Here is a 19,169-nt window from a genome sequence, read left to right on the forward strand (position 1 = left end):
CCTCGCCCCGAAATCACTCCCCCTCGTCGCGCAACAGGCCGGCGATCAGGCGGCGAACCTGGCCGATCTCGTCGTCGTTGATGGTATGGCCCATGCCCGGATAGATCCGTTCGGTGACGGTCGCGCCGAGGCCGGCCAGCACCTTGCTGGTCTCCTTGACCCGGCCGAGCGGGATGTGGCTGTCGACATCGCTGCAGCCGAGGAACACCGGCGTGCCGCCGAGCGTTCCCGCATAGTCGCGCGGCGTCCCCTCAGGGCCGATCAGGCCGGCGCTCAGGCCGGCCACGCCGCCGAAGTGGCGGGCATTGCGCGCGGCATATTCCAGCGCCAGGCAGCCGCCCTGCGAGAAGCCGGCGAGGATGATGCGCTCCGGCGCGAACCCCTCCCCGGCAAGCGCCTCAACGGTCGTTCCGACAATGCCGAGCGCGCGCGTCAGCGACGGCTCGTTCTGGGCCAACGGCGCCAGGAAGGATTGCGGGTACCAGCTGTGGCCCGGCGCCTGCGGCGCCAGATAGGCAAGGTCCGGCTGGGCGAACACCTCCGCCAGCGACAGCATGCCCTCGGCGCTGGCGCCGCGGCCGTGCAGCAGGATCATGGCGGCGCGGGCGCGCGACAATGGCGCGCCCGCACGTGCGATCGAAAGGCTCTGGTCGGTGGCCATCAGGCGGTCTCCAGGGGCAGCAGGATCTTTTCGAGCTCGCCACGGCGGGCTTCCAGGAAGCGCGGCAGTTTCAGGTCCTGGCCGAGCGTCGCCAGGGGCTCGTCGACGGTGAAGCCCGGGACATCGGTGGCGATCTCGAAGATCACGCCGCCGGGTTCGCGGAAATAGACCGAGCGGAAATATTGCCGGTCCTTCTGCTCGGTCACCTGCAGGCCGTGCCGGGCGCCGAGCTTGCGTGCCATCTCGGCCTGCGCGGCATCATCGGCGGCGCGAAACGCGACGTGATGCACCGCGCCGCGGCCCATGGCGCCGCGCGCGCCGCCCTCAACCTGCCTGATGTCGACGATGCCGCCGGCCGCCTCGCTGCCGCGGAAGCGGATCAGGGCGCCGTCGCGGCCGGCCTCGCTGAAACCGAAGACGTCGGTCAGCACCGCGCCGGTGGCCGCCGCCGTTTCGATCGCCAGGGTGACCCCGTGGAAGCCCCTGATGGCATGGTCGGCCGGAATGTCGTCGCGGGCCCAGCCCGCTTCGGTTTCCGCGCCGGTGACGCCGGCCAGCGCCAGCCGCATGCCGTCGGGATCGGCGAAAGCCAGCACCGGCTCGCCGAAACGCTCGGCCACGGCGTCATGGGCGACGCCCTTCTCGGCGAGACGGCGGGCCCAGAAATCGATCGAACCCGCCGGCACGCGGAACCGCGTCTCGTCGGTCAGGCCGACGCCGGCCCGCCCGGGACCGGCATGCTCCCAGGGGAAGAAGGTCAGGATCGTGCCGGGATGGCCGGCCTCGTCGCCGTAATAGAGGTGATAGGTGCCGGGATCGTCGAAATTGACCGTCTTCTTGACGAAGCGCAGGCCAAGGCTACGGACGTAGAAGTCCAGGTTGCGATGGGCCGAGCCCGAAATCGCCGTGACGTGATGAATGCCAGACATGAGTGGGTCCTCCTCTTCCGTCGGGTGCGACGGGTCAATGCTGTCTCTGCGGACATATTGATCCGAGCCCAGGAGAAGACAATTCCATCAGTTTTGCAGACACTGTCTATGAAACAGCGACAAAATCTGGCGAGCCGTCGAGCAGCCTACTCCGCGCGCACGAAAAAGGCGCCCCTGGGAAACCAGGGACGCCTTCGTATCGGCGGATGATCGGGAGGAACCGGCGCTCAGCGGAGTTTGGCGGCGATCCCGGCGACATGGCGGCCCTGGTAGCGGGCGCCGTCGAGCTCGATCCTGGAGGGCTGCCGGCTGCCGTCGCCGGCGGCGATGGTGGAGGCGCCATAAGGCGAATTGCCCATCACCTCGGTGACGCCCATCTGGCCCTGGAAAGCATAGGGCAGCCCGACGATCACCATGCCGAGATGCAGGAGCACCGGGTGGAAGGTGAGGATGGTCGATTCCTGGCCGCCGTGCTGGGTCGCCGACGCGGTGAACACCGAACCGACCTTGCCGGTCAGCTTGCCCCGCGCCCACAGGCCGCCGGCCTGGTCGAGGAAGTTCTTCATCTGCGCGGTCATGTTGCCGAAGCGCGTGCCGGTGCCGAAAATGATGGCGTCATAGTTCGGCAGGTCGTCGATGCTGGCGATCGGCGCGGCCTGGTCGAGCTTGAAGCCGGATTTGCGCGCGATCTCTTCCGGCACCAGTTCCGGCACCCGCTTGATGGTCGCTTCCGCGCCCGCCTCGCGCACCCCTTCGGCCACGGCCCGAGCCATGGTTTCGATATGGCCGTAGGACGAATAATAGAGCACCAGAACCTTGGTCATCACTGTCTCCGCGTTGAATTCCGCGGCGACTATTGACATGCTACGCTTTGACGACAATCTCTTAATTCATGGCAATAGCGTCTTCAATCTGGCGACAATTGCTGACCCATTCCCGGTGAGGCCATGGACAAGCTCAGCAGCATCAAAGCCTTCACCAAGGTGGTCGAGCACGGCAATTTCTCCGAGGCCGGCCGCGAATTGCGGCTGTCGCGCTCGGCGATCAGCAAATATGTCATCGAGCTGGAGCGCGAGCTCGGGGTCCAGCTGCTCAACCGGACCACCCGCAGCGTCAGCCCGACCGACAACGGCCAGGCCTATTACCGCCGCTGCCTGGCCATTCTCGCCGACCTGGAAGAGGCGGACATGGCGGTGACCCAGGCCCAGGTCGAGCCGCGCGGCATGCTCAGGGTCAATGCGCCCATGTCCTTCGGCACGCTGCATCTCGGCCAGGCCATTGCCGATTTCATGGGGCTCTATCCCGAGCTGACCATCCAGCTCATCCTCGGCGATCACTTCGTCGATCCGGTCCAGGAGGGCTTCGACGTCACGCTCAGGATCGCCGATCTCGCCTCGTCCAGCCTGATCGCCCGCAAGATCGTGCCGGCCCGGCGCGTGGTCTGCGCGGCGCCCGACTACCTGGCGCGGCGCGGCACGCCGCAGCACCCGAACGACCTGCGCGACCACGACTGTCTCACCTATGATCATCTCGCCACCGGCACCCAGTGGAAGCTCTCCGGGCCGGACGGCGACCATTGGATCCAGGTCTCGTGGAACCTCTGTTCCAACAATGGCGAGGTGCTCGGCGACGCGGCGATCAAGGGCCGCGGCATCGCGCTCCTGCCGACCTTCCTGGTCGGCCCGGACCTCCAGGCCGGCCGGCTGACCGCTATCCTGACCGACTACAAGGCGCCCGATCTGGCGCTCTACGCGATCTATCCGCCGACCCGCCACCTCTCGGTCAAGGTCCGGTTGTTCATCGACTTCCTGGTCGAACGTTTCGGCGGCCAGCCGGCCTGGGACAGGGCCAGCGCAGCGGCCTGACGCCAGATTCGCCACGCGCGCCGGCGCGCCACATATCGGCATACCGCCCAGGCGGCTTGCTCCCTTGCAGAAGCCCGCAGAATCCCGGCCTGTTCGTTGGGTCCGACCTGCGGGAATTCCACCATGGCAAGCGGCTCGACGGGCCTGCACCTCGATCTGACCACGCTGCTCTTCATCTCCCTCCTGGTCACCGTCACCACGGGCGCGATGTTCGTGCTCGATGCCGTCAGGCGCGGCGACGTCCGGTCCGGGCGCTGGTGGAGCCTCGCCTTCGGCGCGGCGACATTGGCCTCGTTCACCTATATCGCGGCGGCGCAGAGCCCGGCGCTGGCCTGGGCCTATGTCGTCGGCAATGGCCTTGCCGGCACCGCCACGGCGCTGATCTGGGTCGGCGCCCGCAGCTTCAACGGCCGTCCGCCGCTGGCGGCGGTCGGCGTCGCCGGCCCCTGGCTCATGGCCGGCGGCACGCTTCTGAGCACGCCGTCATTCGATGCCTGGAGCGGCGCGGTCAGCTTCCTTCTGGTCGTCGCGGCCTATGCGCTCGTCGCGGCACACGAATTCTGGCGGGCCAACGGCACCCGGCTGCTGAACCACGTGGTGCTGGCGGTGGCTTGCGCCGCCAGCGGGCTGTTCTATGCGGCCCGTGCCACGGCGCTGGTGCTGCTCGGCCAGGACGACCCGGTCTTCCTGAGCGTTTTCGGGCCTGAGGTCGCCGCCACCGTGGTGCTGCTGCTGATCGTCATCCTGACCTTCAGCCTGGTGGCGCTCGGCAAGGAGCAGTCCGACATCGCGCTCTATCGCCTGGCCACCCGCGACGCGCTGACCGATGTGTTGAACCGGCGCGAATTCGCCCGCCAGGCCGAGCTGATCCTGCGCCGCCTGGCCTTCGAGCGCGCACCGGTGGCCGTGCTGCTGCTCGATCTCGATTTCTTCAAGACGATCAACGACACCCACGGCCATGCCGCCGGTGACCTGGTGCTGGCGCATTTCGCCGCCGCCGCCGCCCACTGCCTCAGGCCGTCCGACCTCCTGTGCCGTTATGGCGGCGAGGAGTTCGCCGTCGTGCTGCCGCGCGTCTCGCTCGACCAGGCCGAGATCGTCGCCGAGCGCATGCGCGCCGCCGCCGCCGCGCTGGCGGTGCCCGCCGCAAGAAGCGAGGTGCGGCTGACCACCAGTATCGGGCTGGCCTTTTCGGCGACCTCGGCTGCCGACCTGTCGGCCTTGCTCCAGCGCGCCGATACCATGCTCTACCGGGCCAAGGCCGAAGGTCGCAATCGCGTCATCATCTCTGCGGTAGAGCCGGAAGCCGCAGCGGCGGCCGCCTGATTGGCCGGCCCGTCGCCAGGCCGCGGCCCTCCGGAACGTCCCGGATGCCGTGGAACGTCAACCTGTCGCACCTCGTCCTGGCGCCCTGGCCTGGGCTAGGGTGGCCACAGACCGTCTGGTCTTCGCTTCACGGGCTCCGCCCTCCCCGCCATCAACCAGAGATCTGACATGCGCGCCATTCCGCTTCTCGCCCTGCCCTTCGTCGTCGCCTCGATCAGCCCCGCCCTGGCCCAGGCCACCGTCGAATTTCCGGCCCGCCGCACCGGCCAGTGGGAAATCCGCATGGGAGCCGCGCAGGTGCCGGGAATGCCGGAAATGGTCGTCAAGACCTGCGTCGATCCGGCCAGCGACCGGCAGATGATGCAGGCCGGCATGAACATGCTGGCGCAGAACTGCGAGAAGCGTGACATGCGGCGCGATGCCTCGGGCATCGTGATCGATTCGATCTGCCAGATGGGCCCGATGCGCATCACCTCGAGCACGGTGATATCGGGCGACTTCCAGGCCAGCTACTCGGTGCGCAGCAGCGCCACCGTGCAAACCCCGAATCAGCCCAATCCGCAGACGACGACAACCGTCCAGGAGGCGCGCTGGGCCGGCGCCACCTGCACCGACGGCATGGTGCCGGGCGACATCCTCATGCCGGGCGGCCAGAAGATGAACATCCGCAGCCTGCCGGGCATGGCGCCTGGCCAGCAGCAGCCGGCGACGCCGACGCGCTGAGGGGGCGAGTGGCGAATGGCGAGTAGCGAATGGCGAGGAAGCGAAACGCGTAGCGCGCGTAAACCCTCGCCCGCTTGCGGGAGAGCATCTGTGTTTCGGGTCAAGCCTGTTTTGGAGCGTGAGTGGCCCAAGTGCGGTCCTGAGCGATAAGGGTGTTGGCGAGGACGACGAGCTTTCGAGCCACGGCGATGAGGGCGCATTTGGGCTTCTTGCCCTTGGCGATCAGGCGGTCGTGGAAACTTTTCATGTCGGCGTTGCAGCGCGTGGCCGAGAGCGCCGCCAGGTAGAGAACGCGGCGCACCCGGGAGCGTCCGCCCCAGATGACGCGGACGCCCTGTCGTTCACCCGAATCATCGGCGATCGGGGCTAGTCCCGCCAACAGGCTGATCTGTTTGATGTTGCAGGTCCCCAGCTCGGTCAGGGCGGCCACCAGGGTCGTGGCGACCGCCGGGCCGAACGAAGGGATCGAGATCAGAATGTCGTGGCGTCTGGCCAGGCATGGATCGGCCGCGATGCGTTTGGCGATCTCGCCGGCGATGGCTTCGATAGCCTTGGCGATCCGGGTGAGACGGTGAGCGAGATGGCGGATCAGGAACTTGTCGGTGACCGCGTGCCGCTGGTTCTTGAGGGCTGTCTGTTCGTCGACGGCCGCATCGCGGGCGCTGACCAACTCATTGAGCGCATCGAGGGCTTCCGGTGCCGGCGGTCGCTGGGCCGGGTTCATGGCCCGCGCGAACAGGGCCAACACGCGGGCATCGAGCCGGTCGGTCTTGGCCAAGGTGCCCGTGGCACGCGCGAACATGCGCACGCGATAAGGATCGACCACGGCAACCGGCACGCCCGAGGCATGCAGGCTTCGGCGAACCTGGCGGTGCCACTTGCCGGTCGCCTCGACCACGACCAGCGCCAGATCAAAGCGCTGAAGCCAGCGCTTCAACTGCCGGATGCCCAACTCGGCATTGGCAAAACGGTGGGTCTCCCCGCCGGGCAGAACGTGGATGTCGAGCCAGCTCTTGCTGACGTCGATTCCCACGGTAGACTTGCCTTCGGTCTCTTGTTTGGACGCTTCCTTGCCTTGCATACGGGACTTCCTCCCCAGCATCTGTTCAGGACAAGAGCCAGAGGACGGCCGGACCATGCTCTCCCGCGGTGCTGAGCCAAAGGGTGAAACGGTCCCGGACATCCGCGTCGAGGCCGGTGGCCACCGGCCTCGACGCACCTCTCAGCCTGCGCTGAGTCGGTCCCGCAAACATGCAAGGGTGGCGCCGTTAGGCGCCGGGTGAGGGTCTCAAATTCCACACCCCATCAATCACTTACAACCGAAATGCACCTCACGCACCGACGCAACCACCCTCACCCGGCCGCTCCGCGGCCACCCTCTCCCGCGAAGACGCGGGCGAGGGTTGACGCGCGTAAACCCTCGCCCGCTTGCGGGAGGGTTGGTTTCACCGCGCGTGTCGCATCATCCCCATTCGCCACTCGCCATTCGCCACTCGCTCTGCCCCGCTCAAGCCCGGAAACGGTAGATCCAGTCATAACCGGCGACGAGCTGGCGGCCGCCGAGCACACGCATCGCGGTGTCGCGTGCCCAGCCCATCGGGCCTTCGAGGTGATAGATCCGGCCATTGGCGCGGGCGCCACGCTGGACCGCAGCGACCCGGCGGGCGCGCGCCTGTTCATAGGCGCGGAAGCCCCCGTCGAGGTCGTCCGGACGCGCCGCCAGCGCCTTGGCCAGCACCGCGGCATCCTCGATCGCCATGGCCCCGCCCTGGGCGAGGAACGGCAGCATCGGATGGGCGGCGTCGCCGAGCAGGGTCAGCGGCCCCTGTCCTTGCCCGAACCAGGGCGCGCGGTCGGCGAGCGACCAGGTCGTCCAGGCCTGCGGCGCGGCCACCAGCGCCTGCGCCTGGCTGGTCCAGCCGCGAAACCGGGCGATCAGCGCCAGCCGGTCGCCGGTCCCGCTCCAGCCGGTGCGGGGTTCGGGATCGCTGACCACCGCGACCAGGTTGAGCGCCGCGCCGGCGCGCACCGGGTAATGCACGAGATGGGCGCCCGGGCCGAGCCAGAGCCCCAGCCGGCGATCCGAAATGCCCTCGGGCACGGCGCTGCGCGGCAAAAGCGCGCGCCAGGCGGTGCGGCCGCCATAGGCCGGCGGCTTGCCGTCGCCGAACAGTTCACGTGTCGCCGACCAGAGGCCGTCGGTGCCGATCAGAGCCGCGCCACGATGGGTGCTCCGTTCGCCGACGCCCACGGCGGTGACCGCGACGCCGTCGCCGTCACGCGCCACGGTCTCGACGGTCCGGCCCATGGCAACCGTGACATGCGGGTCGTCATGCACGGCGGCCACCAGCGCCGCCTGCAGGTCGGCGCGATGCACCATCCACCAGGGCGCGCCATAACGCGCGGCGATCGCCGCTCCGAGGTCGGCCGACGCCAGCAGCCGGCCATTGCCGCCGGCCCGCACATCCATGCCCTCGGGGGTCACGGCAACCTCGGCCAGCGCCTTGCCCAGCCCGAGGTCGACGAGGATCCGGCTGGCATTGGGGGTGATCTGGATACCGGCGCCGATCGCCTCGAAAACCGCGGCACGCTCCAGGAGCTGGACGCGAAAACCGCCCCGCGACAGCAACAGCGCTGCGGTCAGGCCGCCGATCCCGGCGCCGGCGATGATGACCGTGCGGCGCCCGGCCGGAGCGGTGGCCATCGGCGCGCGATCAGGCGTCCGCCAGGGTCTGCACGAAGGCGCCCGCCGGCGTCGTCTGGTTGGCGTGCAGGTTGGAATCGAATTTGTAGAGGGTCGAGCAATAGGGGCAGATGATCTCGCCGTCCGAACCCATGTCGAGGAACACATGCGGATGGTCGAACGGCGCGCGCGCGCCCATGCATTTGAATTCCTTCACGCCGACATGGATGACCGCGACGCCCTGGTCGTTGGCGAAATGGGGCACGACATGATCGGCCATGGGTCAAATCCTCTCGGCAATGGGCAGACGCGGGACCATAAACCCGGCGCGCGACAGCTGGTCAAGCCTCAACCGATCAGCCAGGCCGCGCCGGCGATCACGCCGCCGACAATGACCACGACCAGCAAGGTCGCCAGCAGGCCCAGGATATGGGCCGCGCCGACCAGCAGCCCGTCCTCCTCCAGGAACCCCACGGACATGATCAGCAGGGCCACGCCGGGCGGGAAATTGCCGATCCACGACAGCGGCAGGGCAAGCACCACGCCGAGCATCACGAACATCGCGCCGATCAGCATGCGCATCACGCCGCGGGTCATGAACAGCGCCCGCGGCCGGGCCAGGGATTCGAGTTTTTCGACCCAGGGAATCGCCCGCTCGATCATCTTGGCGGTCTCGGCGCGCGGCAGGCCCCGGTCGGCGATGAAGGCCGGCAGCCAGGGATCATGCCGGCCGATCAGCATCTGCAGGCCGACAATGGCAATGACCACGCCCGATATGGTCGAGACGCCAGGGATCATCGGAATGATGTTGGGCAGCGCGAAGATCAGCACCAGAAGGCCAAAGGCCCGGTCGCCGAGCGCCTGGGTCAGGGCTCCCAGCGGAATGGTCTCGCCCTCGCCGAGGCGGGTCAGCCCGCGAAACACCTCGGAGGTCCGGACGGTGGCTTGATCGGCATTCAGGTCCACGCGCAAAATCTCCGGCGGCGGTTGGGGTCCAAGGTCGCGCTATCAGAAGATCGCCTGCGCCCCGGCGAACACCGTGTAGCCGATGCCGGCGCCGATGGCGGTGGCGATCGCCGCCAGAATGAAGCCGCAGACCACCAGCACGCCGTCGCGCTCGGTCAGCCCAAGCCCGAAGACGCAGAGCGCAAGCCCTTGCGGCATCGAACCGATCCACGGGATCGGCACCAGAACCAGCAGGACCGCCAGCACCAGCACGGCAACACCGACGGCGCGCCGCGCGGTCGGCCCTGCCGCCAGCCCGAGCCGCGGCCGCGTCAGCGTCTCGAGCTTGGTCAGGAGCGGCATGGTCCGGTTCATCACGGCGGTCAGCTTTTCCCGCGGCAGCGCCGTCCGGGCGATCCGGTCGGGCAGCCAGGGCACGTCGCGGCCGACGACGATCTGCAGCGCCAGCAGCACCAGAACCAGGCCGGTAATGATCGGCAATCCCGGGATCGGCAGCAGGTTGGGCAGGCCGAACAGGATCAGCGACAGGCCGAAGGCGCGGTTGCGCAAGGCGGCCAGGAGGTCGCCGATGGTGATGGTCGACAGGATCTCGGAATGGGTCGACGCCTGAGCCGACATGAGAGAGGAGATAATTTGCGACGTCTTTTCGGGCGCGCTGGTCACGATCGGTTCTGGTCCTCGAAATTCGGCCGGACCATAAGGGGTCGCGCGGCAAGTTTCCATGCCGAAGGCTGAGATCGGTCAATGCAGATGTGTCAGGGTCCGCGCGACGGCCAATTCGCAAGGCCGGATCAGCCTGGCCGAGGCCACCCTCACCGTGTGCAGCCGGCCCTCCAGATTGTGCTGCCAGAACGCCAGGAAACGCTGCAGCACCGGGAAATGCGGCGCCTGATCGTAATCCTGCCAGATATAGGCCTGCAGCAGCAGCGGATGATCCGGCATGCGGTAGAGGATTTCGGCCGTGGTCAGGGCGTAACCTTCGATCTGGCGCAAGAAATCGCCGTCGACGGCAGGGGCCGGGCGCGCTGCGGAATGAAGCATGACAGCCTCCAAGATGCGAAAACGCATGCACTGTCGATTGGCCGGTCTGTTGTCGTCTGTCGCCTCTCGAACCCTCCCGGTTCATCGAATTGAGCGACCGATATGGTTACCGCGGGCTTAACGACACATTCGGCCATGCCTTCATCTGGATACGGATGAACCGGCCAGTTGGTGCTGTCGGCCGCCGCCGGAGCCAGCGAATATCCGGCGGCAAGCCGGCGGCGCACCTCCGGCGGGCGAGGCGCGAACCGGTTGCAGCGCAAGACAATGAGCAAGACCAGTCACTTGAAGCACATTTCGGATCAGAAACGTGAAAGACCGGCCGCCCCCCTTCGGGGACGGTGATCGCCCCGGCGCGGAGGGCGACCAGCCGAACCGCAAGGCCGGTCAATAGGGCGTGCCGATATCCGGAAAGCCCTCGCCGATCGGGTCGGCGACCAGGAACAGCGACAGGGTGTCGACATAAGAACCGGCCGCGAAGGACCAGAGCGGCGCGCGCCAATGCCGCTCGACGCTGCCGGCCCGCGCGACATGGCGAAACCGGCGGCCGAGCGCGGCGTGGACTTCGCCGTCGCGCCGGCTTTCGGCGACCACCAGGATCGGCCGGGTGCGCAGCCGCGCGACGTCAGGTGCGGGTTCCATGGCGAAACGCAGCCGCTCGTTGAGCTGCACCACCGGCGGCTGGCCGCTGCCATGGAAGCGCAATTCACCGGTCATCGTATAGGAGGCGGTGCCAATGGTGCCGGCGCCCTTCTCGGCCGCCGCGCGCTCGATGCCGGCGACCGCATCGCGCCAGCCGAACAATTGGGCCGTCGGGTCCGGGGTCAGCGGCACGATGCGCCAGACCGCATGGGCGACGACGAACAGGCCGAGGCCAACCCCGACCACGATGCTGAAGCGGAGCGAGACACGCAGGATCGCCGCCAGCACGCCCTGGGCCGGAAACGCCCTGACACCGATGACGGCGGCGGCGATCGAGGCCGGCAGCAGGCAAGCGGTCCAATTGCCCTGGACCCGGCCGAACAGGCCGTACCAGAGGAGATAGAGGATCAGCGGAACCGTGGTGGCGACGATCAGCGTCGCGCCGGCCTCGCGCTCGCGCCAGGCCCGGCCCAAGACGACGAACAGGCCGTAGAGCACCAGGATGCCGACCAGCGGCGTCAGCAAGGCCGCCTGCCCGGCGAAAAATTCCGGCACGAAACGCGGGTCGAAGGCCTGCGGCACGGCACGGCCGAACTGCTTGGTCAGCGACGCGCCGCCCTGCATCAGGTTCCAGGCGACGACCGGCGCCATGACGGCGAGGCACGCCAGGCCGCCGGCATAGGGCCAGGGCGAGGTGAACCAGCGCCGGAGCTCCGGCACCCAGGCGAGCCAGATGAGAATGCCCAGGCCGAGAAACACGGCGCTGTATTTCGAGATGAAGGCCAGGCCCACCGCCAGGCCCACCGCCAGCCACCAGGCGCCCTGGCCGGTGCGCCAGAGCTCGGCCAGCGCCAGCAGAGCAATCGTCCAGAACAGCACCAGCGGCGTGTCCGGCGTGACCAGCATGGCACCGGCGCCGAGGAACAGGGTTGCCTGCACCAGGCCCGCCCCGGCCAGCGCCGCCACGTGGTCGTCGGTCAGCCTGATGACCAGGCGCCAGACGCCGAGACTGGCGGCGGCGCCGAGCAGAACCGAGAGCCAGCGCACGCCGAAAGCGGTGTCGCCGAACACCGCGGTCGAGGCGCGGATCAGCAGCGCCACGGCGGGCGGATGGTCGAAATAGCCGAAGGAGAGGTGTTTCGACCAGATCCAGTAATAGGTCTCATCCGCCGCAAGCCCGAGCCGGCCCGCGGCCCAGAGCCGGATCAGCGTCAGGACCGCGACCAGCGCCAGGACGGCGCCGAGACTGCCGGCGCCGAGACTGCCGGCGCCGAGCGGGCGCGGCCCGAACGGGCTGGGATCAGCGGCGCCAGACAATGGCTGATGAGGCAGCATAATTGAACACCGCGCCCATCAGCGCACCGGCAATGCCGGCGAGCCACCATTCCGCCGCCTCGGCGTAGAGCCAGCTCGCAACCCCGACATTGGCGAAAGCGCCGAGGCTGCAGACACCATAGAACAGCACCAGGCCAACCAGGAAACGCGATCCCTTGAGCCGGCCGTCGCGATAGGTGATCTCGTTGTTGATCAGGAAGTTGGAGGTCATGGCGACGAAGGTCGCCAGTGTCTGCGCCCATTCGAACTGCAGGCCGGCGCCCAGCGCCAGGTAGAGCGACACCATGTGGACGACGAGGCCGGTCGAGCCGACCAGCGCGAAGAAGATGAAGCGCAGCGGGATGAGGCCGCCCGACAGCTTGTTGAGGATGAAACCGAGATAGTCGAGCGCCACCTTGGCGTCGAGCTTGCTCTCGCCATGGACCCGCTCGCGGAACACATAGGGCACTTCGGCGAAGCTCGGCCGCGACGACACCGACGCCGCGATATCGGCCAGGATCTTGAAGCCGGCGGTGGCAAGCTTCGGCGCGACCTGTTCGACCAGGTCGCGCTTGATCATGAAGAAGCCCGACATCGGATCCGACAGCGGCGCCTTCAGGATCATCGCCGACAGGCGCCGGCCGAGATCGGAAATGGCGCGGCGGATCGGCGACAGGCCTTCGGTCTTCGAGCCGCCCTCGATATTGCGGCTGGCGACCACCAGGTCCTTGCCGGCACGGATATGGTCGAGCATGGCGGGCAGGATCGTCTCGTCATGCTGCAGATCGGCATCCATGACCGCGACCACCGGCGCCGAAGACGCCAGCATGCCCTCGATGCAGGCGCCGGCCAGGCCGCGCCGGCCGACCCGCCGGATGCAGCGGATGCGCGGGTCGCGGCGCGCCAGGTCCTTGACCACGCGGGACGTTCCATCCGGGCTGTCGTCGTCGACGACGATCATCTCCCAGGCAATGCCTGCGAGCACACGATCGAGCCGGGCGGCGAGCTCGGGCACGTTGTCGCGCTCGTTATAGCTCGGCACCACGACGGTCAGCTCGGGGGCGATGGCGATAGCGGGGAAATCAGTCATCTGGCCGCGGGTGATAGCCCTCGCCCGTCGATGGGGTCAAGCGGCGGCGCGACGATCGCGGCCCGCAGATGCCGGGATGGTTCCAATTGGCGCGGTTGCGCAAGCCGATCGTTAGGGTCAACCGGTAGGGTAAAGATGGGGCTTTTGTTGTCACCCAAGACCGCTCCCGCCATGGTTGAGCGGCAATGACGTCGTGCCCGGCGTCCGATCTTGCCTCAGGTTTACTCCGCGTCCACGGAGCGACACATTGGCCTCGAACCCTCAGTTCGAGGCCTTTTTTTGCGCGGAACGGTCGATGACCCGCCTATCAGGGCGCGATCTCGCCGCCGGCCGCGGCCAGCGCTTCCTGGGTGTCGAAGTCGAGATGCACGCTGTCGGTGCCCGCTTCGACCTCGGCGACGGCTTCCGGATTGGCGACCAGAACGGCCCGACCGCCCTGGTCGCCGGTAACCCTGCCGAGCTCGGCAAAGAAGCGCCGGCCCCACAGCACCGGGTTGCCGCGGCGGCCATTGGCTGTCGGCACCACGACATGGAGGCCCTCGGCCGGCGCGAAACCGTCGACCAGCCGGCCGACCAGTTCGGGCGAGATGCGCGGCATGTCGCCGAGCATCACCACCACCGCGTCGATGTCGGGCCCAAGCGCTGCAAGCCCGGTCTTGAGCGAGGTCGACAAGCCCTCGGCGAAATCGGGATTGTGCACGAAACGCACGCCGAGATCGTCGAGCGAAGCTTCCACGGCATCCGCTTGGTGGCCGGTGACCACCACGATCTCGGCGAGCCCGGCGCCGAGCGCCGCCTTGGCGGCATGGCGGACCAGCGGCGTGCCCTCGAGCGTTGCCAGGAGCTTGTTCGGCCCGCCCATGCGGGTCGATCGGCCCGCCGCCAGCACCAGGGCGGCGATGCGTGGCGCCGCCGGCAGCTCCGGTTCGCCCTCGCGCGGCTGCGGACGCGACACGATTTCCATCAGAAGCCCTCCGACCCCCATGCCGGTAATATCCGCTTTCGTCACCGGCAGGCCGGCGAGCAGCCGGGTCAGCACCCAGTCGAAGCCGTTCTCCTTCGGCGAGCGGGCGCAGCCCGGCGCGCCCAGCACCGGCACGGCGCCGAGCCGGCCGACCATCAGGAGATTGCCCGGATCGACCGGCATGCCCAGATGCTCGATCTCGCCGCCCGCCTGTTCGAGCGCCGCCGGAATCACGTCGCGACGGTCGGCGATGGCCGAAGCGCCAAACACCAGGACGAGGTCGATGTCCTCGGTCGCACCGGCCTGCAAGGCAGCCCTCAGCGCCGCCGCCTCATGGGCGATCCGCCGCTCCGAAACGATGGTCGCGCCCGCCGGCTTCAGGCGGTCTTCGGTCACCCTGAGCGTCTTCTCGATCACCTTGTCGGCAAGACCCGGGAGCAGCGTCGAGATGACCGCGACACGGCTGCGGACGAACGGCGCGACGCGCACCAGCGATCGCGCCGCGGCCGCGCGCGTCACCGCGGCGGCCGGCGCCGCATAAGGAATGATCTTGACGGTGGCGATCATCTCGCCCGGCTCGACGGCGGCAAATGCGCCGAGCGTCGCGAAGGTGATGGCGTCATCGAGGCGGTTGACCTGATCGACACCGGACCGATCGACCAGCAGGACGCCGGCATGTTCGGCGAACAGATTGGCGCGGCCGGTGAAGGCCGGATCGACCCTGACCCCGCGTCCGCCGACCGCGGCAGCGATCCGCGCCGCCGCCTCGTCCTCGGCGACATCGTCAGGTTCGGCCAGTGCCACGGTGACGCTGGCGGCGCCAGCCGCATGCAGGGCGGCGATTTCGGCCGCGCCGATCCGCGTGCCCTTCTTCAGGACAAGCCCGTTCGACCTGACCGCGTGAGCGACCACGCCGCCGAGCGCCTCGTCGACCGGCACGGGACCGAACTTCATGACGTCGCCCCTGTCGCATCCATCTCAGGCAATGCCCTGGCGCCAGGCCTGGGTCACCTCGGCCATGATCGAGACCGCGATCTCGGCCGGCGTGATGGCGCCGATCGCCAGCCCCACCGGCGCCTTGATGCGCGCCATGGCCTCGGCCGAGACACCTTGCGCGCCAAGCCGTTCGACTCGCTTGGCATGGGTCTTCCGCGAGCCCAGCGCGCCGATATAGAAGCAGTCGCGTTCGAAAGCATGGATCAGCGCGGGATCGTCGATCTTCGGGTCATGGGTCAGCGCGATGAAGGCGGTATAGCGGTCGACATTGAGCGGCGGCAGCGCGACATCGGGCCATTCGGCATGGACGGTCACGTCGGGAAACCGCTCCTTGGTGGCAAAGGCGGTGCGCGGGTCGACGATGACGGGATCGTAGCCGAGCAAACGCGCCAGCGGCACCAGGGCCTGGCTGATATGAACCGCCCCGATCACCACCATCTGGGCCGGCGGCACCTGCACGGTCAGGAAGGTTCTGGTCTCGCCGACCACGCCGCTGCGGCCCGACCGCAGCGCGGCGCGGATCGGTTCTTCCAGCCTGTCGCCGGCCAGCACATCCTCGGTGACGATCCGCGCCGGGCCGCCGTCGAGATCGGTCACCAGCACGGCGGCCTTGCGGGCCCGGCGCGCGGCATTCAAGGCCGACAGGAGTTTCAGGTCCATCAGCCGACCTTCTCGACATAGACGGCGATGCGTCCGCCGCAGGATAGTCCGGAGCGCCAGGCCGTCTCGTCGGCGACGCCGAATTCGAGTAGGCGCGGCTTGCCCGAACCGATCACGTCGAGCGCCTCGGTCACCACCTCGCCTTCGACGCAGCCGCCCGAAACCGAGCCGAGAAAGGTGCCGTCCTCATCGATCACCAGATGCGAGCCGACCGGCCGCGGCGCCGACCCCCAGGTCTCCACGACGGTCGCGACCGCAACCCCCTTGCCGGCTTTCGCCCAGGTTTCGGCCTGGGCCAGAATGTCGTCGTCGGATGTGAGCATGACGGCCTCCCTATCCAGTTCACGTCGTCGTGGTGCGTCGTCTTCACGCCTCGTCTTGGCCGGGCTTGTCCCGGCCATCCGCGCGTCAGGTCAGTCGACCATAGAGATCGGTCCAATCCGGGTTTTCCGCAAGGATCAGTCGGACCTTCGCGATGCTCCCATGCGCGACGCGACAGGCCGCTCGTCGCGCCGATATGGAGCGCGCCATTTCCCCGCACACGTCTCCCTGCAGATTATTCTCGTCTTGGCCGGGCTTGTCCCGGCCATCCACGAATTCAGCCGAGTTGGTCATAGAGATCGACCCAATCCGGGTTTCCGCGAGGATCAGCCGGACCTTCCAGGCGCGCGGCCAGTGCTTGATGTTTCTCTCGCGCTGAATGGCATCCCTGATATCCTCGAACCGCTCGAAAAAGACCAGCATCTTCAAGCCATAGCGACGCGTGAACCCAGGCATTGCGCCCTCGCGATGCTCCCATGCGCGACGCGAAAGATCGCTCTTCACGCCGGTATAGAGCGTGCCGTTGGGCCGGTTCGTCATGATGTAGACCCAGCCACCATAGGCCCTTGGCACGGGAGGCGCGCCTTCTCGCAATGGTTGAGTAAAACCAAAGCGAGATAAGAACCGGTTGTTTCGATGCAGACAAGTCGTGGGTGGCCGGGACAAGCCCGGCCAGGACGATGTGTTGAGCTCACGCTATCTTGCGTCACCGCGCAGGCCCTGCGACCGGTCAATGCCGCGCGCGTCCCCAGGGAGCCACCCTCGTCTTGGCCGGGCTTGTCCCGGCCATCCACGAATTCAGCCAGGTTGGCCATCCGCGCCTTCAGCCGAGCTGGTCATCGAGATCAACCCGATCCGGGCCTTCCGCGAGGATCCGCCGGCACAAGTCGTGGATATCAGGGACAAGCCCGGGCAAGACGATGCGTTGAGCTCACGCCATCTTGGGTCCCCGCGCGGGCCCTTCGACCGGTCGTTCCCCGGCACATTTCCAGGGCAACGGCTCTCGTCTTGGCCGGGCTTGTCCCGGCCATCCACGAATTCAGCCGAGTTGGTCATGTCCCGTAGCGTGGTGTAGCTGGCGCAAGGCCCCACGATCGCCGGCATAGGCCGGGCTGGTCAGGCTGCCACGGCTGGCAGGCCGACACTAGGATCATCGCTCAGGCCGGCCATGGTTTCCAGGGTCATGTAGCGGGCCCGCTGGACGGCCCATTCATCGTTCTGTTCGAGCAGGATCGCGCCGACGAGCCGGGCGATGGCGGCCTCGTTGGGGAAGATGCCGACCACCTCGGTCCTGCGCTTGATCTCGCCGTTGACGCGCTCCAGCGGATTGGTGCTGTGGAGCTTCGCCCGATGTTGCGTCGGGAAGGTCATATAGGCCAGCACGTCGGTCTCGGCGGTATCCATCAGAGCCGCCAGTTTCGGCACCGTTGGCCTGAGCTGGTCGGCGACCCGGCGCCATTGCTGGCTGGCGGCGGCGGCATCGTTCTGGGCGAAGGCGGTGGCGATGAAGGCTGAGACAACGCGCCGCCCGCTGCGGCCGGCATGGGCGAGCGCATTCCTCATGAAGTGCACGCGGCAGCGCTGCCAGGTCGCGGTGAGCACCTTGGAGACCGCCGCCTTGATGCCTTCGTGGCTGTCGGAGACGACGAGTTTTACGCCGCGCAGGCCGCGTCTGGCCAGTTTGCGCAAGAACGCCGTCCAGAACGTCTCTGCCTCGGAGGGGCCGATATCCATGCCCAGCACCTCGCGCCGACCGTCGCCGCTTACACCGACCGCCACGATCACCGCCACCGAGACAATCCGGCCGGCCTGGCGGACCTTCACATAGGTCGCGTCGATCCACAGATAGGGCCAGTCGCCCTCGATCGGCCGGTCGAGGAACGCATGGACGCGCTGGTCGATTTCCTCGCAGAGCCGGCTGACTTGGCTCTTCGAGATGCCGCTCATGCCCATCGCCTTGACCAGGTCATCGACCGAGCGGGTCGAGATGCCCTGGATGTAAGCCTCCTGGATCACCGCGGTCAGCGCCTTCTCGGCCAGCCGGCGCGGCTCCAGAAAGCCCGGAAAGTAGGAGCCTTTGCGTAGCCTCGGGATGCGCAGCTCGACCGTGCCGGCGCGGGTCTCCCAATCCCGCTCGCGATAGCCATTGCGCTGGGCCAGGCGGTCCGGGCTCTTCTCGCCGAAGCCGGCGCCGGCAAGGCCGCTGACCTCAAGCTCCATCAGCCGCCCGGCGGCAAAGCCGATCATCTCGCGCAGCAAATCGGCGTCGGGGCTCTTCTCCAGCAGCCCGCGCAGGTTCATCATCTCGTCGGTCATCGGTGGATCTCTCGGTTCGGGGTTGGTCGTCGCAACCCAAACCTAACCGGCAACCGCCGATGACCACCCGTCAGTTACACCACCAGTCGGGACACGACCGCCGAGTTGGTCATCGAGATCGACCCAATCCGGGTTTTCCGCGAGGATCAGCCGGACCTTCCAGGCGCGCGGCCAGTGCTTGATGTTCTTCTCGCGCTGTATGGCGTCCCTGATATCCTCGAACCGCTCGAAAAAGACCAGCATCTTCAAGCCGTAGCGACGCGTGAACCCAGGCATTGCACCCTCGCGATGCTCCCAGGCGCGGCGGGAAAGGTCGCTCGCCACGCCGGTATAGAGCGTGCCGTTGGGCCGGTTCGTCATGATATAGACCCAGCCGCCATAGGCCCTCGGCACGGGAGGCGCGCCTTCTCGCAATGGTTGAGTAAAACCAAAGCGAGATAAGAACCGGTTGTTTCGAAGCAGACAAGTCGTGGGTGGCCGGGACAAGCCCGGCCATGACGAGGTGTTGAGCTCACGCCGTGCTGGGCCACGGGGGCGTGGCGACCGACCCTGCATGCTCCCGGGGAGCAATCCTCGTCTTGGCCGGGCTTGTCCCGGCCATCCACGAATTCGGCCCAATTGGCCGCCGAAGCTGACGGCCACCCGGCATGGGCCCGGCATGAGCCGGCACAA

General features: G+C 67.8%; 19 protein-coding genes and 1 pseudogene. 3 read left to right on the forward strand and 17 right to left on the reverse strand.

Going from position 1 to position 19,169, the window contains the following annotated elements; genetic code table 11:
• Positions 1-13 precede the first annotated feature (13 nt).
• The 3 genes from E8M01_RS00365 to wrbA all read right to left on the reverse strand — a co-directional run bounded on the left by E8M01_RS00365 (position 14) and on the right by wrbA (position 2,414).
• Entirely contained in the window at positions 14-661 is a 648-nt protein-coding gene (locus E8M01_RS00365; protein WP_136958293.1) for an alpha/beta hydrolase, read from the reverse strand.
• Positions 661-1,590 (reverse strand): ring-cleaving dioxygenase, encoded by a 930-nt coding sequence (locus tag E8M01_RS00370; RefSeq protein WP_136958294.1) that lies wholly within the window; start codon positions 1,588-1,590, stop codon positions 661-663. The genes E8M01_RS00365 and E8M01_RS00370 overlap by 1 nt, the downstream gene beginning before the upstream one ends.
• A 227-nt stretch (positions 1,591-1,817) precedes the next feature.
• Positions 1,818-2,414, reverse strand: a complete 597-nt coding sequence (gene wrbA, locus E8M01_RS00375) for an NAD(P)H:quinone oxidoreductase (protein ID WP_136958295.1) — start codon at positions 2,412-2,414, stop codon at positions 1,818-1,820.
• A gap of 123 nt (positions 2,415-2,537) precedes the next feature.
• Between wrbA and E8M01_RS00380 the strand changes: the two genes are divergently transcribed.
• The 3 genes from E8M01_RS00380 to E8M01_RS00390 all read left to right on the forward strand — a co-directional run bounded on the left by E8M01_RS00380 (position 2,538) and on the right by E8M01_RS00390 (position 5,504).
• Positions 2,538-3,455: a LysR family transcriptional regulator gene (locus E8M01_RS00380; protein ID WP_136958296.1), complete on the forward strand. Its 918-nt coding sequence runs from the start codon at positions 2,538-2,540 to the stop codon at positions 3,453-3,455.
• Between the two features lie 123 nt (positions 3,456-3,578).
• A complete protein-coding gene (locus tag E8M01_RS00385) occupies positions 3,579-4,781 on the forward strand; it encodes a GGDEF domain-containing protein (RefSeq protein ID WP_136958297.1) in 1,203 nt (400 codons plus the stop codon).
• A 168-nt stretch (positions 4,782-4,949) separates the two neighbouring features.
• A complete protein-coding gene (locus E8M01_RS00390; protein WP_136958298.1) occupies positions 4,950-5,504 on the forward strand; it encodes a DUF3617 domain-containing protein in 555 nt (184 codons plus the stop codon).
• 100 nt (positions 5,505-5,604) lie between these two features.
• Here the strand turns inward: E8M01_RS00390 and E8M01_RS00395 are convergent, their stop codons facing one another.
• The 14 genes and pseudogenes from E8M01_RS00395 to E8M01_RS00460 all read right to left on the reverse strand — a co-directional run bounded on the left by E8M01_RS00395 (position 5,605) and on the right by E8M01_RS00460 (position 18,890).
• Positions 5,605-6,585, reverse strand: coding sequence for an IS110 family RNA-guided transposase (locus tag E8M01_RS00395; protein ID WP_136958299.1), 981 nt, complete (start codon positions 6,583-6,585; stop codon positions 5,605-5,607).
• Between the two features lie 426 nt (positions 6,586-7,011).
• A complete protein-coding gene (locus E8M01_RS00400) occupies positions 7,012-8,208 on the reverse strand; it encodes an FAD-dependent monooxygenase (RefSeq protein ID WP_136958300.1) in 1,197 nt (398 codons plus the stop codon).
• 10 nt (positions 8,209-8,218) lie between these two features.
• Entirely contained in the window at positions 8,219-8,467 is a 249-nt protein-coding gene (locus E8M01_RS00405) for a zinc-finger domain-containing protein (protein ID WP_136958301.1), read from the reverse strand.
• Positions 8,468-8,535: 68 nt separating this feature from the next.
• The gene (locus E8M01_RS00410) at positions 8,536-9,153 is read right to left on the reverse strand and encodes an exopolysaccharide biosynthesis protein (RefSeq protein WP_170181708.1); all 618 of its coding nucleotides are present in this window, start codon (positions 9,151-9,153) and stop codon (positions 8,536-8,538) included.
• Positions 9,154-9,195: 42 nt separating this feature from the next.
• The gene (locus E8M01_RS00415) at positions 9,196-9,771 is read right to left on the reverse strand and encodes an exopolysaccharide biosynthesis protein (RefSeq protein WP_170181709.1); all 576 of its coding nucleotides are present in this window, start codon (positions 9,769-9,771) and stop codon (positions 9,196-9,198) included.
• A gap of 123 nt (positions 9,772-9,894) precedes the next feature.
• Positions 9,895-10,194 carry an usg protein gene (locus E8M01_RS00420; protein ID WP_136958304.1) on the reverse strand — a complete coding sequence of 100 codons (300 nt, stop codon included), beginning with the start codon at positions 10,192-10,194 and terminating at the stop codon, positions 9,895-9,897.
• A 387-nt stretch (positions 10,195-10,581) separates the two neighbouring features.
• Positions 10,582-12,171, reverse strand: a complete 1,590-nt coding sequence (locus E8M01_RS00425) for a glycosyltransferase family 39 protein (RefSeq protein WP_136958305.1) — start codon at positions 12,169-12,171, stop codon at positions 10,582-10,584.
• Positions 12,137-13,240 carry a glycosyltransferase gene (locus E8M01_RS00430; protein WP_136958306.1) on the reverse strand — a complete coding sequence of 368 codons (1,104 nt, stop codon included), beginning with the start codon at positions 13,238-13,240 and terminating at the stop codon, positions 12,137-12,139. The genes E8M01_RS00425 and E8M01_RS00430 overlap by 35 nt, the downstream gene beginning before the upstream one ends.
• 307 nt (positions 13,241-13,547) lie before the next feature.
• A complete protein-coding gene (locus tag E8M01_RS00435) occupies positions 13,548-15,158 on the reverse strand; it encodes an NTP transferase domain-containing protein (RefSeq protein ID WP_136958307.1) in 1,611 nt (536 codons plus the stop codon).
• Positions 15,159-15,182: 24 nt separating this feature from the next.
• Entirely contained in the window at positions 15,183-15,860 is a 678-nt protein-coding gene (locus E8M01_RS00440) for an XdhC family protein (protein ID WP_136958308.1), read from the reverse strand.
• Positions 15,860-16,183: an XdhC family protein gene (locus tag E8M01_RS00445; RefSeq protein ID WP_136958309.1), complete on the reverse strand. Its 324-nt coding sequence runs from the start codon at positions 16,181-16,183 to the stop codon at positions 15,860-15,862. The genes E8M01_RS00440 and E8M01_RS00445 overlap by 1 nt, the downstream gene beginning before the upstream one ends.
• 275 nt (positions 16,184-16,458) lie before the next feature.
• Positions 16,459-16,721, reverse strand: a pseudogene (locus E8M01_RS00450) (GIY-YIG nuclease family protein).
• Between the two features lie 576 nt (positions 16,722-17,297).
• Positions 17,298-18,497 carry an IS256 family transposase gene (locus tag E8M01_RS00455; protein WP_136958310.1) on the reverse strand — a complete coding sequence of 400 codons (1,200 nt, stop codon included), beginning with the start codon at positions 18,495-18,497 and terminating at the stop codon, positions 17,298-17,300.
• A gap of 42 nt (positions 18,498-18,539) precedes the next feature.
• On the reverse strand, positions 18,540-18,890 hold the full coding sequence (locus E8M01_RS00460; RefSeq protein ID WP_425467694.1) for a GIY-YIG nuclease family protein: 351 nt from the start codon (positions 18,888-18,890) through the stop codon (positions 18,540-18,542).
• Between the last annotated feature and the right edge of the window lie 279 nt (positions 18,891-19,169).

The organism is Phreatobacter stygius (assembly GCF_005144885.1).
Lineage (GTDB): Bacteria > Pseudomonadota > Alphaproteobacteria > Rhizobiales > Phreatobacteraceae > Phreatobacter > Phreatobacter stygius.

What these genes read in the sequence shown, in the direction of transcription:
- E8M01_RS00455 (WP_136958310.1), bottom strand. Translation starts at nt 18,497, where the DNA reads ATGACCGACGAGATGATGAACCTGCGCGGGCTGCTGGAGAAGAGCCCC.
- wrbA (WP_136958295.1), bottom strand. Translation starts at nt 2,414, where the DNA reads ATGACCAAGGTTCTGGTGCTCTATTATTCGTCCTACGGCCATATCGAA.
- E8M01_RS00405 (WP_136958301.1), bottom strand. Translation starts at nt 8,467, where the DNA reads ATGGCCGATCATGTCGTGCCCCATTTCGCCAACGACCAGGGCGTCGCG.
- E8M01_RS00365 (WP_136958293.1), bottom strand. Translation starts at nt 661, where the DNA reads ATGGCCACCGACCAGAGCCTTTCGATCGCACGTGCGGGCGCGCCATTG.
- E8M01_RS00385 (WP_136958297.1), top strand. Translation starts at nt 3,579, where the DNA reads ATGGCAAGCGGCTCGACGGGCCTGCACCTCGATCTGACCACGCTGCTC.
- E8M01_RS00415 (WP_170181709.1), bottom strand. Translation starts at nt 9,771, where the DNA reads ATGTCGGCTCAGGCGTCGACCCATTCCGAGATCCTGTCGACCATCACC.
- E8M01_RS00445 (WP_136958309.1), bottom strand. Translation starts at nt 16,183, where the DNA reads ATGCTCACATCCGACGACGACATTCTGGCCCAGGCCGAAACCTGGGCG.
- E8M01_RS00390 (WP_136958298.1), top strand. Translation starts at nt 4,950, where the DNA reads ATGCGCGCCATTCCGCTTCTCGCCCTGCCCTTCGTCGTCGCCTCGATC.
- E8M01_RS00440 (WP_136958308.1), bottom strand. Translation starts at nt 15,860, where the DNA reads ATGGACCTGAAACTCCTGTCGGCCTTGAATGCCGCGCGCCGGGCCCGC.
- E8M01_RS00425 (WP_136958305.1), bottom strand. Translation starts at nt 12,171, where the DNA reads ATGCTGCCTCATCAGCCATTGTCTGGCGCCGCTGATCCCAGCCCGTTC.
- E8M01_RS00400 (WP_136958300.1), bottom strand. Translation starts at nt 8,208, where the DNA reads ATGGCCACCGCTCCGGCCGGGCGCCGCACGGTCATCATCGCCGGCGCC.
- E8M01_RS00380 (WP_136958296.1), top strand. Translation starts at nt 2,538, where the DNA reads ATGGACAAGCTCAGCAGCATCAAAGCCTTCACCAAGGTGGTCGAGCAC.
- E8M01_RS00430 (WP_136958306.1), bottom strand. Translation starts at nt 13,240, where the DNA reads ATGACTGATTTCCCCGCTATCGCCATCGCCCCCGAGCTGACCGTCGTG.
- E8M01_RS00435 (WP_136958307.1), bottom strand. Translation starts at nt 15,158, where the DNA reads ATGAAGTTCGGTCCCGTGCCGGTCGACGAGGCGCTCGGCGGCGTGGTC.
- E8M01_RS00420 (WP_136958304.1), bottom strand. Translation starts at nt 10,194, where the DNA reads ATGCTTCATTCCGCAGCGCGCCCGGCCCCTGCCGTCGACGGCGATTTC.
- E8M01_RS00370 (WP_136958294.1), bottom strand. Translation starts at nt 1,590, where the DNA reads ATGTCTGGCATTCATCACGTCACGGCGATTTCGGGCTCGGCCCATCGC.
- E8M01_RS00395 (WP_136958299.1), bottom strand. Translation starts at nt 6,585, where the DNA reads ATGCAAGGCAAGGAAGCGTCCAAACAAGAGACCGAAGGCAAGTCTACC.